Source organism: Streptomyces sp. NPDC048297, from assembly GCF_043201585.1.
Classification (GTDB): domain Bacteria; phylum Actinomycetota; class Actinomycetes; order Streptomycetales; family Streptomycetaceae; genus Streptomyces.
In genome coordinates this window covers 19742-32405 of record NZ_JBICZA010000058.1, presented here as the reverse complement: position 1 = coordinate 32405, position 12664 = coordinate 19742, and the positions used below count along the sequence as shown (strand labels likewise).

Genomic DNA, 12664 nt, shown 5'->3' with positions numbered 1-12664 from the left:
AGGAACAAGATCAGCACGCACTCCGGACACCCTGCCGACCAAGATCGTCGAGCACAAGACCCGCAGCGCAACTCATTCTGAAACGATCAGTAAGTGGGCGACGCAGGTGGCGGAATCCGAACTTGCTGCTGAGCTTCCACGGAGGTGGGCCCATACGCGAGGGGTGGCCGAGCGTGCCACCGAAGTTCAGCGGCTTCTCGGGGAAGCCGGCGACCTTCTCGTCGCTGCCGCCACGCTCCACGACGTCGGGTACGCACCTCGGCTGGCCGTGACCGGGTTCCACCCGTTGGACGGGGCAAGGTTCCTTCGCGACGAGCATGGGGCCGACGAGCGGCTGGTGCGGCTGGTCGCGAACCACTCTTTCGCCCTGCTGGAGGCCGAGGAGCGGGGGTTGCGGGACGAGTTGGCGTCGGAGTTTCCGTTGCTGGACGATGCGCTGCTGGTGGACGCTCTCGTGTACTGCGACATGACGACGACGCCCGACGGCGGCCGGACCAGTGCGCAGGAGCGGATCGCGGAGATCATCAGTCGCTATGGCGCGGACAGTGTGGTCGGCCGGTTCATCCGCCGCGCGGCGCCGGAGATCCTCTCCTCTGTGCAGAGGATCGAGGCGGCGCTGGCGGCTCAGCCGAGGTAGGGATAGGTCCCGGCCAGGTAGTCCCCGATCTGCTGGCGCATGCTTGGGTGGATGTCGTACTGGTCGAGGTCGGCCGGCTGGACGAAGCGCACCCCGTCGGCCTCGTCGTTGATCGTGGGAGTTCCGCCGATGGGACGGCCGATGTACGTGTTCTCGTACTGCTGGCGGATCTCTCCGTCGCTGTAGGCGACGATGTGGTTGGGGTTGGTGTAGACGCCCAGGAAGCCGGTGATCTCGGCGACGATGCCGGTCTCTTCCAGGCACTCTCGTACCGCGCACTCTGCCGCGGTCTCGCCGATGTCCTGTGCACCGCCGGGTAGTGCCCACTGGCCAGTGTCGCGGCGGCGCTGGAGGAGGATGGCTCCGGTGTCGTCGACGACGAGCAGGTTGCTGGCCGGGATGAGGGTGTTTGCCTTCGGGGCGACCGGGTCGTTGTAGTACTCAGTCCTGCCCATGGGCGGTGGTCCTCTCGTGGTCGGGTGTCCACGGCCGCGCGGCGGCCCAGACGGCATCGAAGCTCTGAGCGTAGCTGTCGAACCACCCAGTCCCCTCTGTCCTCTTGAGGTGGAGCAGGGGGTTGGCGCTGGCCGGCTGCCCCCAGATGTGGGGGTTGACCAGAAGGTTGTCGTCGTAGCGGAACATGGACGTGTAGAGCGTGGTGTCGTGGAGGCGTACGGCGCACCCAGCTTCGCCCAGCAGGGGCCGGTAGTACGTCAGTGATGCTCGGATCTTGGCGGCAAGGGTGTCGCCGATTCCCTCTTCGCGGCCTCGGATCGCGACTGCCTGACCGTCCGGGTCGCCGAAGCACAGGCGCACACGGACCCCCTCCGCCGCGCGCTCGGAGAGCATCTTGGCTACGTGCGGATTGGACTGCGCGAAGAACGTGCCGGAGAAGACGAGGACGCTGATCTCGTGCCGGGCCTCTCGCAGCAGCGAGAGCCAGACGTCCCGCGGCACGCTGGCACGGTTCTGATAGGTACCGACCAGTTCGGTGCCTAACCCGTCACGCGGTCGGCCGGACCGTCGAGGCGGCACCGGCCACAGGAAAGTCTCTTCCACGCGCAGGTGGCGGGCGGCGCGGAAGCGATGCCGTGCGTGTGGAACGCGCCCTCCCAGCCACCGGCTCACCGTCTTGGGGTCCACCTCGCAGACTTCCGCGAGCGATTCGGGCGAGACGCCGCGCTGCGCGAGCACAGAGTGCAGTCGGTCGTTCACAGGAGCCATGGAAGCGGCCCGGTGCGTGATCGCGCAAGGACGTTTTGGGACGCCGCCACGGAAGCAGAGCATCGAACCGACTGCCTACCCTGGCGCCATGGAGCTCATCGTCCTGTGGGACATCGACCACACCCTCATCGAGAACGCGGGGGTCAGCAAGGAGATCTACGCTGCCGCCTTCTCGTCACTCGCGGGACGCGAACCGTCGGCGCCAGCGCGTACCGAGGGGCGCACGGATCGACTCATCATGCGCGACATGTTCCTTCGCGACGGGCTACCTGTACCCGAGTGGTCCGTCATCGAGGCCGCGCTTGCGCGATCAGGGCATGACCGCCTTGATGCTCTGCGCCTGCGGGGGACGGCTTTGCCAGGGGTTCACGAGGTGTTGAAGGCCGCTGCCGCGCGAAGTAGTTGGGTCTCCTCTGTGCTGACCGGCAACATCGCCGCCAACGCTCACGTGAAGCTTTCCGCTTTCGGCCTCGACTCGCTGTTGGATTTGCCTGCTGGCGCCTACGGAGCGGACGCTGAGCTCCGTCCCGAACTTGTCGCGGTCGCGCGCGAACGCATACAGCAGCTCCGTGGCGTTCCGGCCGATGTGCCCGTCGTCCTGGTGGGAGACACCCCCCGCGACGTGGAAGCCGCCTTGGCCACTGGTTCCGCGATCCTTGCGGTCGCCTCTGGTGTCCACAGTGCCGGGGAGCTGGCCGCTGCCGGCGCCCACGAGATCCTGCCCGACCTGTCGGACACCAGGCGTGTTCTCGGCATCCTGGAGTCCTTCTCGGGCACGTAAAACGTCCCAGGACGTCCTTGGACCGTCCCCGAACGCGGTGACGAGGTCCCCTGGCAGACCGCCACCATCGGGGTTCCCACCAGGCAGTCAGCCGAAGGAGCCCATGTGATCGGGGAAGTCACCGGGATCAGGAAGATCCGGATGCTATATCTGCAGCTGCTGTATCGCTGCAACTTCACGTGCCTGCACTGCTTCCACGGCAAGCGGCTTCAGTACGCCGACGCGTTCACCGCCGAGGAAGCCGCCAGTCTTCTCTCCCTGATGCGAGACGAGTACGGCACGGAGGCCGTCACCCTCCTCGGCGGGGAACCGTTCGTCTACCGGGAGCTGCCGCAGGTCGTCCGGCACGCCAAGCAGGAACTGGGTCAGCGCGTCGAGATCTGCACCAACGGATACCGGATCGAGCGCCGCCTGACCGAGATCGCTCCGCACCTGGACCTGCTCCGGGTCTCCCTGGAGGGTGTCGGCTCGACCAACGACGGCATCCGCAAGCGCGGCAGCTACCAGAGCGCCCTAAGCTCACTCGGCCTGGCAAGGGACCTCGGTGTCCCGACGGGCGCGACCATGACCGTGACCTCTCAGAACATCGGCGAGGTCCTCCCTCTCACCAGCATCCTCGGGCAGCTCGGCGTCCGGCAGCTGAAGCTCCACCACCTGCGGCCGGTAGGCAATGCCGCTGACCACCCCGAGCTGCTGGTCACAGACACGACCGCCTACGGCCGGCTCCGCGAAGAGCTCGCGAAGACCAGGCTGCCGCTTGAAGTGATCGTCGACGAGGACCTCTCCGAGTCCGGCGCGCCAGAGATCTGCGCTCCGTCCGGCGGGCCCCGCGACATCGACCGGATCGAGGCCGACCCGCGCGGTGCGCTCACCATGTCGTGCAAGGCAGTGGGCAAGGACTCCCACGCGTTCTGGTACGAGAAGGCCGCGAACCGCATCGTCCACAGGCCCTCCGCCACCGACGAGCTCACGCTCTCCGTGCCGGACGTGGTGTACGCCCGTGCCTGATCAGCCGCGATTCGAGAGCCTGGAAGGCTTACGGGGCACTGGGAAGTCGACCATCGCTCCGATGCTCGCCGCTGCCCGTCAAGCCGTGCTTGTGCCCACCGTGCCTGCCTTCTACCAGCCCCTCAGGCGCGAGGTGGACAGGCGGACGAACGTCGAAGCTCGGATGTGCCTCTACCTCTCCGCACTGTTCACGGCAGCCGAAGAGATCCAGCGCCACCTCAGAAGCGGCGTTCCGGTTGTCGTGGAGAGCTATTTCGCCCGGTGCCTCACCAGCCACCGAGCCTTGGGCGCCCGAATCGGCGTCACTCTGCCGGCCTGGCTGCCGACTCCCGTCACGTACTACCTCGTCTGCGCTGACGACGAACGCCAGCGCCGCCTCGCAGCCCGGGACAAGCCGATATCGCGATGGGACGCGCTGACGGAGACCGTCACGAACCAAGTGGCGGATGCCTACGCCTCGTTCCCGATGCGACGTATCGACACCACGGGGCTCACCCCCGAACAAGTCCTCCGCGTGATCACCGCCACCGATACGCAAGGAGCGCCCTCCCATGCAGACACAGAGCTTGTGGGAGCACACCCTCACCTTCTTCCCTCAGTTCCTCGCGACCCTGGGGGAACGTGTTGCTCCTGACTCCACCGTCGCGGTCGTCGGTGCGAGCGACGGCAAGTTCGTCCTGCCCCTGGCCGCCGCCGGGTACCGCGTAGTGGCCATCGAACGCGACGCGCTCGCCGTGCACGGAGGTGAGGTACGCCTCCCGGGTGACAGCCAGGTGCACGCCATGGGATTGATCGACCGGCTCAAGCTGGAAGAACTCCACGACCGTGTGCAGGTGATCGAGGAGGACTTCCTCGCGGGGGAACCTCTGGACGTGCCGTGCGAGGCGGTCTGGACGAGCTGCTCGTGGCACTACAGTGCCAACCACCACCGCCCTCTCGCCGATTTCGTCGACCGCATGCAGCGCCTGGTCCGCCCGGGCGGTGTGTTCGGTGCGGAGTTCATGATGCCCGTGGAAAAGCGCCATCACTTGGTGGAGCACTACACCTCTCCGGAGCGCCTGCACCGTCACTTCCTCGGGGACTGGGACGTGCTGCTCACCCTGCGCACGAACGAGTTCACCGAGCGGCCTCACATCGGCCAGCCACACGACCACATCCATCGCATGGGTCTGCTCCTGGCGGCCCGTTCGTCCACCCTCACCGACCGTCCCTGAGAGAAGGATCCATGAAGCACGAGTACGAGGCGAAGTTCCTGGCCGTCGACGTCGCCGGCCTGCAGGCCAAGCTGGCTGCCCTCGGTGCCGTCCAGGCGCTCCCCCGCACCCTCCTCACCCGCAAGATCTTCGAGAACGACTCCCTCGACGGCGGGGCGTGGCTCCGCCTGCGGGACGAGGGCACCCGCTCGACGCTCACGCTCAAGCAGGTCACCGACGCCACGACGATCGACGGCACCAAGGAGATCGAGACCGAGGTCGCCGACCTGCACGCCATGGCCGACATCCTCCGCCGGGTCGGCCTCACCGAGGTCCGCTACCAGGAGACCTATCGCGAGGAGTGGCGCCTGGGGGAGGTCGCCTTCGACTTCGACACCTGGCCCGACCTCCCCACGTTCCTGGAGATCGAGGGGCCCGACGAGGCGTCCGTTCGCCAGGCCGCCGATCTTCTGGGGCTCGACTACTCCCAGGCCCGGTTCGGCAGCGTCGACGAGATCTACAAGAGCGAGGCCGGCCGCGACATCCTCGCCGAGCCCACCCTGCTGTTCTCCGACGGCGAGAAGCAGGAGAGTGCCTCCCCGGTGGCCCAGGGATCCTGATCGAGGAAGCCGACGAACCATGCTGACGGAAATCGCCTTACAGCACAGGGTGATACCTGGGATCGCGGAATTCGCCCGGGGCGGGCTACCCGCCCCAGCAGCCACGGACGACGGCAACGAATGGGTCGACGGGTTCTGCTGGCTCTACTGCGGCCGACGCTGGACACGCGTGCTGTGGATCGGCCCCGCGAGCGTCGCCGGCGCTCAGGCTCCCATGTACGCCTGCGGGCCCTGCATCCGCGAACTCCAAGCGCGCGTCTGGGAGTCGCTGCTCAGCAGGGACGAACCGGCTTCCTCTGATCCCTCTCCCGCAGCCACGGTCGCGGGACCGCCCTCGGCCCGACGTACCGGCAGGCACCGCGGCCAGAGCAGGTTCCTGCGACGCAGTTGAGCCCCCGCCCTGGTCTCGGAAGAGCCTGCCGTTCCCCCGCGGCACCAGCCCCGTGGCCAGGGCGGGTTTCCAGTGGTATCCCAGCGTGTAAGCGGCGGCCAGCTCCACCGGGGAGGCTCCTGGGAGCCGACTCGACCTTACGAGCCGCGACGCATGGTGCCAAGGAGGCGACGTTCGCCACCAGCGCCGCCATGCCCTACCCCGGAACATTCGTGTTTGTTCCCGCCCCGATTCTCGGACCGACGAGCCAACATAGGCCCATGGCCCTGCTCAGCCCCGCTCAGCGGCTCGCTGCACACGTTCGGTCTGTCCTCGGCGACGGCCCGTTCCACCCGCCAGGTGGGTGGACCCACATGGGCGCTGTCATCTGCGACGCCAGCTTCCACGCGCGCTGTAAATATGAACTGACACTTCGGCCGAGGCTTCTTCGTCTCCAATCGGCGTGGCCTGACGCTTCCACGGTCCGCGGCTTCCGAGAACGACTCGCGACGGGCGTGAAACCGTCCGCGAGCGGTATGCCGCCGCAGCCGTCAAGGTCACCGAAGGCGGCACCGCCTGTTGCGGGCCGCAGCCCGTCGAGGTCGACGAGAACTTCGGCTCCACCCTCTACGCCGCCGACGAACGCGACGCCCTGCCCGCCGAAGCGGTCGCCGCCTCCCTCGGCTGCGGCAACCCCACCGCCGTCGCCGAACTCCGCGAAGGCGAACGCGTCCTCGACCTGGGCTCCGGCGGCGGCATCGACGTCCTGCTCTCCGCCCGCCGCGTCGGCCCGACCGGTAAGGCGTACGGACTGGACATGACCGAGGAGATGCTGGCCCTGGCCCTGGCCAACGCCGAGAAGGCAGGCGCCAGGAACGTCGAGTTCCTGAAGGGCACCATCGAGGCCATCCCGCTCCCGGCGAACACCATCGACGTCGTCATCTCCAACTGCGTGATCAACCTGTCCGTCGACAAGCCCGCCGTCTTCGCGGAGACCTTCCGGGTCCTCCGGCCCGGCGGCCGTATCGGCGTCTCGGACGTCGTCGCCGACGACGCGCTCACACCCGAACAGCGCGCCGAACGCGGCGACTACGTCGGCTGCATCGTCGGCGCCCTGTCTTTCTCCGAGTACCAGGCGGGCCTGGAGGCCGCCGGATTCGCGGACGTCGAGATCACCCCGACCCACTCCGTCGCGGACGGCATGCACTCCGCCATCGTCCGCGCCACCAAGCCCACCCCTTCGGACGCGGCCTCCGAGGCAAGGAAGGCGGACGGCGCCTGCTGCGGCGTCAACACCTGCTGCACTTCGTCCGAAACCTCAGCCGACCCCGCCCTGACCGTCACGGAAGCCAAGAGCGCGTCGGGCTGCGGCTGCCAGAGCTGAGCACATCCGCTCACGCAAGCCGCCGAAAACGAGGCAGCGCCTGAGCCGACCGAAGTCGTCTCAGGCGCTGCACCGCAGGTCAGGGGCCATATCCCCCGCCTGCCATCCGTAGGCCCTGTGGGACTCGAACCCACAACCAATGGATTAAAAGTCCACTGCTCTGCCAATTGAGCTAAGGGCCCAGGCGATGTTGCCTGTCCGAGCATAGCCGGACGTGGCCGCGTCTCCGATCGGGTATCGGTGATGCGGCCGCGTCGGGGGGTGCCGGGCGGGGCGGGTCAGGGGGTCGGTGGGGTGGTGGGGGCCGGGTGGGAGGCGGTCTCGCGGGTGGTTGTGCGGGTGTGGTCGGGGTTGAGGAACCAGTGGCGGGCCGAGGCCAGCCACCATGTCGCGGCGAAGCCCAGGACGACCAGGACGGCGACCGGGGCGTAGTTGAAGGTCTCCCAGGTGAGCGGGGAGACCTGGGGGAGCATGAACAGGATCGTGATCACACCGACCCAGGTCACCGACACGATCCCGATCAGCCGGGACCAGCGGCCCAGATGCCACGGGCCGCGCTCGAACGCGTCGCCCTTGCGGACCCGCAGCAGGGTCGGGACGACGTACGCGATGTACAGGCCGATCACGGCGATCGACGTCACCGCCGCGTACGCCGTCACGTTGATCAGGTAGGGCAGGCCCAGGACCAGCGCGCCCGCCGCGGCCAGCCACACCGCGGCGACCGGGGTGCGGGTGCGCGGGCTGACCGTGTGCCAGATGTGCGAGTAGGGCAGCGCGCCGTCGCGGGAAAAGGCGTAGATCATGCGGCTGTTGGCCGTCACGGAGGCCATCCCGCAGAAGAGCTGGGCGCCGATGACGACGAGCAGGAGGAGCTTGCCGGCCGTGGCGCCGAGGGCGTCCAGGAGGATCTGCGCCGGGGGCGCGCCGGTCGGGGAGGCCAGCTCCTTGTCGTACGACTGGATCGCGAACGTGAAGCCCAGCAGGAGGACGAAGCCGGCGATCCAGGAGGTCCAGATGGAGCGGACGATGCCCTGCGGGCCCGCCGTCGACGCGTCGTGCGTCTCCTCCGTCATGTGGGCCGAGGCGTCGTAGCCCGTGAAGGTGTACTGGGCCATCAGGAGGCCGAGCAGTACGACGTACACGCCGCTGCCCCAGCCCGTGTTGTTCACGAAGTGGGTGAACACGAAGGAGGCCGACTGGTGGTGGTCCGGTACGAGGGCCAGCGCGCCGACGATCACGGCCACGCCCAGCACGTGCCACCACACGCTCACGCTGTTGAGGAGCGCGACGATGCGGACGCCGAAGGTGTTCAGCAGGCCGTGCAGGAGAAGGATCGCGGCGAAGAGGAGGACCGTGCGGGCCGGGGTCACCTCGAAGTCGAACTGCAGGTTCAGGTAGGCGCCCAGGAAGGACGCGGCGCCGAAGTCGATGCCCGCGGTCACCGCGACCTGGCCGAGCACGTTGAACCAGCCCGTGAACCAGGCCCACGCCGCCGCCGAACGGGGCGGCGCGAGCCGGTGCGCCCAGAAGTACAGGCCCGCCGACGTCGGGTACGCCGAGCAGATCTCGGCCATCGACAGGCCGACGAACAGCGTCATCAGGCCGACCCCGACCCAGCCCCAGGTGATCACGGCGGGACCGCCGGTGTTCATCCCGAAGAGGTAGAGGGTCAGGCAGCCGGACAGGACCGAGATGATCGTGAAGGAGACGGCGTAGTTGGAGAACGCCGACATGCGGCGGGCGAGGACCTGGGTGTAACCGAGCTGGGCCAGCCGTTCCTCGTCCGACAGCGCGGTGGCCCCACGCACTCTCGCGTCATCTGTCATGCCCCCAGCAATTCCCCTGCCGGGGGCGTGACATGCATCACAGAATGGCCAAAACGGGGTGGTCGGGGAGCGGGGAGGGGCGGTCGGGGAGGGTGTCAGAAGAGGCCCTTGTAGGGCTGCCAGCCCGTCGCGATCTTCACCCGGGCCGCGAACGACCCCTTGCCGTCGCCGCTCTGGCGGTACAGGTTGCCGGACGTGTCCCGCACGACCAGGTCGCTCCGGCCGTCCCCGGTGATGTCCCCGACGCCGACGACCGCGTTGTACGACGCGCCCCAGTTGGAGGCGACCTTCACGCGGTCCTTCAGCAGGCCGGTGCCCGTGCCGTTGTAGCGCCAGAGCGTCCCTGCCTTGTCCCGGGCCAGGACGTCACCCCTCCCGTCCCCGTTCAGGTCCCCGGCACCGACGACCTTCGTGTAGCCCGTCCACGCGGAACGGATCTTCTTCCCGGCCGCGAGCGTGCCGTCGCTCTTCGCGGCGAAGAGGTACACGTCCCCGGTCGACGCCTTGCGCGCCAGCAGATCGGCCCGCCCGTCACCGGTGAGGTCGCCGGGCGAGGTGAGCACGTTGTAGGCGTTCCAGCCGGTGCCGAGCTTCTTGTACGCCATCGAGGGCTTCGGGGCCAGACCGCACGCGACCCGGTAGCCGCGCAGCGAGCCGTCGGACATGCGCACCAGCACGTCGTTGCAGCGGTCGCCGTCCAGGTCGCCGAACGGCACCGCCAGCGCCTTGGTCGACCAGCCGCCCCCGGAAACCTTCCCGGAGAACGTGCCCTTGCCCGTGCCCTGCTGGAAGGTCAGCGTGCCCGAGGGGTTGAGCGTGAGCAGGTCGGCGGTGCCGTCCGGCGGTCCGCCGGAGCCCACGTGGTCGTGGCGCACCGGGCCGCCGTGCTGCAACTGGACCGAGCCGCGCACCTGCAGCGGAGCGCCGACGCCGTCCGCGGGCGTGACGGTCAGGGTCCAGTCGTAGGTGCCGTTCGGCACGAACACGTCCCCGGTCTTCGTCGGGTCGTCACCGTGCCATCCGACGGTCAGCTCGCCCCGCGCCGACCCGCCGTCACGACCGTCGTCGTAGACCTTGCCGGTCGCGCGGTTGCGGACGGTCAGGTCCCAGCCCGAGGACGGCTTCGACAGCAGCACGGTGGCCAGGGTGCCGGGCGTGGTGTCGACCTCGTGCCCCTCGACGTACGACACCTTCTCGACCGGTGCGAGCAGGCGCAGCGGCTGCTGCGGCACTCCCGACGGTACGAGGTGGACGCGCTCCTGGTCGTCGACGTACGCGACGTTGCCGCCGGACTCGTCCACCGTCCAGCGGACGTCCCGCTGGGAGACGCCGGTGTCGGGCAGCTCGCCGATCACCCGGCTCACGGGGGTGCCGTCGGGGAAGGCGGTGAGGACCAGCTCGCCGGCCTGCTTGTCGTGCGTGACGACGTAGCCGTCGCCGAGTCCGGCCTCGTCGGCGGGGACGGGCACGGACCTCTTCGACGTGCGGTCGTAGACCCCCGCCCGCCCGTCACAGGCCCAGTAGATCCAGCGGCCCAGCGCCTGCAGTTCGGACGGTGTGCAGCCGGCGTCGGTGGTGACGGTCTCGGTGGTCGCCTTCGTCGACAGGTTGTACGCCGTGAGGGTGCCGGGGGACGCGGCCGGGGTCCACAGAAGGTCGCCGGACAGGGCGGCGGCGCTCGGGGTGCGGCTGACGGTCGCGATACCGGCATTACCGATCCGGTAGACGTACTGGTGGGTCTGGCCCGTGTAGAGGACGTAGTGGCCGGAGACGTCCGTGATCCGGCCGCCGTCGGTCACCCCCCGCTCCCAGAACGGATGGCGCGGGGCCGTACCCATGACCCTGATCCGGTCGGAGTACCCCGACGTGCCGCGCTCCAGCCAGGCGATCTGGCCGTCGGGGGTGCCGTGCAGCGACGCGCAGGCGATGTCGACGGACGCGCAGTGCCCGACGACGACACTCGGGTCGAGGAACGGGGAGGACTCGCCGAACTCGGGGGTGCCGGCCGGGGCGACGGTCCGCACCCGGCTGACCCGGCCACCGCTGTCTCCGTAGCTGCCCCCGTAGTCCGTGACGACCAGCCGCCCCTGGTCCAGGGAGATCCCCTGGATCCGGTACGGCGGCTTCGGCAGCGGCTTGACCTGGGTGACGACCGGGGCGCCGCCGTCGGGACCGGGCTGGATCCGCTGGATCCCCCAGTCGTCCGTGCCGGTACGGCCGATGGCCACCGCGGTGCCGCCCCGGGCGGCAGAGATGCCCGCGTTCGACGCGGGGAGAACGGTCACCCCCGGGCCACCCGCGATCGGCTGCGCGGTCACCCTCGTACCGCCGCTGGGCCGGTGGACCAGCCAGTCCCCGACCACGGCGAGGTCCTGGGCGGGATTCACGCCGCTGCCCCCCAGCGTGACCTGAGTGGCGGGGGCCGACAGGTCCGACCGGTCGAGCACCCTGACCGTGGCGTCGGAGATGTTGAACAGGACCACGTGGCCGGAGGTGACCCGGGCATCGAGGTAGACATGCGAGTCCGGCGCGGTCCAGCTCTGTGCCTGTCCCGTCTTCCGGTCGACCATCACCCACAGCCGCTGCTGGCCCTGTACGGCGCTGAACAACATCCCGGTGGCGTCCCCGCCCATCGGGCTGAGCAGGTGGACGCCCTCGGGCAGCCCGCCGACCGGCACGTCACGCGTGGTGCCGTCAGCCTCCGGGAACAGCAGGTGCATCTCCCTGCTGTTGCTGCCGTCCGCGCCCGTCACGTTGTGGTAGCCGACCGCCAGATCGCCGTACGCGGTGAACAGGCCCTGGTCCGACGGGACCTGGATCGTGCGGGTCGTCCCGTCGGTCGCGTTCCACAGATCGACCCGACCGCCGCTGTAGCGGTACACGAGGACGTCATCGCTCGTGGCCCAGGTGCCGAGGACCCCCTCCGGCTGGGCCACGGGTACGGACCGCCCGTCCGCATACCGCGTCCAGACCAGCCCGGACTGCCCCTCCAGCCGGTGGAAGACGCCTTGCGCCCCGGCGCCGTCGTGCTCACTGTAGGTCGCGCCGCTGAACAGCGTGGCCGAGATGTGGGCGTTGCGGAGTGTCGCCGGTACCACCGTTTCCTGCGGCGCCTCCTGCGCGGCGGCCACCCCCGGCGGCAGCAGCGTGCCGAGGCCGGCCGCGAGTGCGGCGCAGGCGGCGACCAGATGAGTGCGTACGAAGCCGTGGCGAGCCAAGGCGCCCCTCCCCATGAACGAGAGAGGGTGTCTCATCGCTGTGCGATGGCCCCGGCCCCCCGGCCGTCACATCCCTCTCCGAAGTGCGCTGATCCTACACACGAAAGCGCCGTGGCCCACCCGGTCACGAGTGGATCCACGGCGCTCTCGCCTACTGTCCGTCAGCGTCAGCCGTTGCGCTTCCAGCGCGGCTTGTCGTCGCGGCGGCCGAAGGAGCTGTTGCCGCCCCGGTGGTCGTCACGGCGGCCGAAGGGGCGCTCGTGGCCGCCGGAGCGGAAGCCCGGACGGTCGTCGCGGCGGTCGCGGTTGAACGGGCGGTCGCTGCCACGGTGGCCGCCGCGCTCGTCACGGCGGAAGCCGCCACGGTCACCGCGGTCATCGCGGCGCTCGAAGCCACCACGGG

The 12664-nt window shown here is 69.3% G+C and carries 9 protein-coding genes, 1 tRNA gene and 2 pseudogenes; 6 read left to right on the top strand and 6 right to left on the bottom strand.

The annotated features are described in order from the left end of the window. Positions 1-106: 106 nt before the first annotated feature. Entirely contained in the window at positions 107-637 is a 531-nt protein-coding gene (locus ACGFYV_RS36065) for an HD domain-containing protein (RefSeq protein WP_393882775.1), read from the top strand. On the opposite strand, the gene ACGFYV_RS36060 is transcribed toward ACGFYV_RS36065, so the two are convergent. Together ACGFYV_RS36060 and ACGFYV_RS36055 are read right to left on the bottom strand one after the other, a co-directional pair. Continuing rightward, positions 625-1092: an NUDIX hydrolase gene (locus ACGFYV_RS36060; RefSeq protein ID WP_393882774.1), complete on the bottom strand. Its 468-nt coding sequence runs from the start codon at positions 1090-1092 to the stop codon at positions 625-627. The genes ACGFYV_RS36065 and ACGFYV_RS36060 overlap by 13 nt on opposite strands. Then, positions 1079-1852 (bottom strand): helix-turn-helix domain-containing protein, encoded by a 774-nt coding sequence (locus ACGFYV_RS36055; protein WP_393882773.1) that lies wholly within the window; start codon positions 1850-1852, stop codon positions 1079-1081. The genes ACGFYV_RS36060 and ACGFYV_RS36055 overlap by 14 nt, the downstream gene beginning before the upstream one ends. 97 nt (positions 1853-1949) lie before the next feature. Between ACGFYV_RS36055 and ACGFYV_RS36050 the strand changes: the two genes are divergently transcribed. The 5 genes and pseudogenes from ACGFYV_RS36050 to arsM all read left to right on the top strand — a co-directional run. Continuing rightward, a complete protein-coding gene (locus tag ACGFYV_RS36050; RefSeq protein ID WP_393882772.1) occupies positions 1950-2642 on the top strand; it encodes an HAD family hydrolase in 693 nt (230 codons plus the stop codon). Positions 2643-2747: 105 nt separating this feature from the next. Beyond that, complete coding sequence (locus tag ACGFYV_RS36045; RefSeq protein ID WP_393882771.1) at positions 2748-3650, top strand: radical SAM protein; 903 nt, start codon at positions 2748-2750, stop codon at positions 3648-3650. Between the two features lie 551 nt (positions 3651-4201). After that, complete coding sequence (locus tag ACGFYV_RS36040) at positions 4202-4864, top strand: SAM-dependent methyltransferase (RefSeq protein WP_393882770.1); 663 nt, start codon at positions 4202-4204, stop codon at positions 4862-4864. Positions 4865-4875: 11 nt separating this feature from the next. Then, the gene (locus tag ACGFYV_RS36035) at positions 4876-5463 is read left to right on the top strand and encodes a class IV adenylate cyclase (RefSeq protein ID WP_393882769.1); all 588 of its coding nucleotides are present in this window, start codon (positions 4876-4878) and stop codon (positions 5461-5463) included. 878 nt (positions 5464-6341) lie between these two features. Next, positions 6342-7067: pseudogene (gene arsM, locus ACGFYV_RS36030) on the top strand (arsenite methyltransferase); the annotation flags it as partial. Between the two features lie 259 nt (positions 7068-7326). Here arsM and ACGFYV_RS36025 read toward each other — a convergent pair. The 4 genes and pseudogenes from ACGFYV_RS36025 to ACGFYV_RS36010 all read right to left on the bottom strand — a co-directional run. After that, a tRNA-Lys gene (locus ACGFYV_RS36025) sits at positions 7327-7399 on the bottom strand. A gap of 96 nt (positions 7400-7495) precedes the next feature. Continuing rightward, entirely contained in the window at positions 7496-9043 is a 1548-nt protein-coding gene (locus ACGFYV_RS36020) for an amino acid permease (protein WP_393882768.1), read from the bottom strand. 95 nt (positions 9044-9138) lie between these two features. Next, positions 9139-12261 (bottom strand): FG-GAP repeat domain-containing protein, encoded by a 3123-nt coding sequence (locus ACGFYV_RS36015; RefSeq protein ID WP_393882767.1) that lies wholly within the window; start codon positions 12259-12261, stop codon positions 9139-9141. A 167-nt stretch (positions 12262-12428) separates the two neighbouring features. Further along, a pseudogene (locus ACGFYV_RS36010) lies at positions 12429-12664 on the bottom strand (RNA helicase); the annotation flags it as partial.